This window comes from Gilliamella sp. Pas-s27 (assembly GCF_009795865.1).
Lineage (GTDB): Bacteria > Pseudomonadota > Gammaproteobacteria > Enterobacterales > Orbaceae > Gilliamella.
Map to the genome: position 1 here is coordinate 1 of NZ_WTEW01000078.1, position 1,220 is coordinate 1,220.

At 38.1% G+C, this 1,220-nt stretch carries 1 pseudogene; it reads right to left on the reverse strand.

Annotated features, from left to right (window positions below):
- A pseudogene (locus GQ589_RS11720) lies at window positions 1–1,220 on the reverse strand (hypothetical protein); the annotation flags it as partial.

Below are 1,220 nucleotides of genomic sequence, written 5' to 3' on the forward strand. Positions count from 1 at the left end.
TGATACCGCACTGGATTCTATCCAGTATGGTTTATTTTCAAGCATAAAACGAATCGTATAAAAACCCTCATGATTTGCAGGCTCATTTTGTTCATTTGCAACGCTAATTAGCTCAACTTCATTTGGAATGTCTACTAGGGTTAACTCCGGATAACGTGAATGGTTCATCGTTATTAGATTCTCTTTCTCTATCGACGTTAAAGTGTACCGCTTCGGTTCGTTGTTTTCAGTTTGTATTATTCTATTAACGCCATTAATCTCTTGACCAAAAACTGTGTTTAATAACGGATTATCTGTCGAAGAATAAAAACATACCCCCGGAATATTAATAGTATAAGATGGCTTGACCTTAATATAGTAGCTGTCAATATCGCCCGTAAAATGAATTTCAACACCGGAACTTAAATGACCAGTAGGTTTAGCGGCTTGCGCTAATATGGCCTCTTTTTCAACTAATATGATAGTCTTTTCACTTTCTGGTAACTTGTCCGCTAAGGCGCGGGTTTTAGTGATAAACTCAGGCAAATCATCACAGGTCAATAATTCAATATGTGCCAATGGCTGTAATCGATTGTCTAACGCCCGTTTCATGTTCGATAACGGGGCTTCTTTAGGCTCGTCAAAACGCTCGCTTTGACTCACATTATGACCAAGGTAACCAATAAAATCACCTTTCTTTATTGGCATCGGTGCTTTTAATACCACGACTTTGTCTAATTTTTCAGGTTTAAGCTGGGTAATTACCAGTGAGGTTAATTTAATATAACCCTTATGTGGCGCATCATCTCCGCCATTTTCAACAACCAATACTTTAGGTACATCACAATTATTGATTTTTCGAATTTTGGCATATCCCTTCTCTTGACCGTCAAATTCAAACGTCGCTGTCTTTGGTAAATAAGTTAATTTCTGTTTACTGTTTGCCGTACCATAAACCGCAATGCCTTTTACTTCAACTTCGGGGTTGCCAACTTTTTTATTATCTTCCTTGCAGATTTCATAGTCTTTATTGGCATCCGCGGTCTTTCCTGTCGGTCTATCTTTTGCTGTCGTACCAATATCTTTATGCCAAACATAACCAGTAATATTGCCCAATTCAGTTTGAAACCCATTTGGTGTCACCACCGTGCCTAAAGTTATCGACACAATTTTATACCAACCAGGCATATCCTCTTTTTGTTCACCTAAACGAACTTTACTCCCCTTTAGTAATAAGCCAA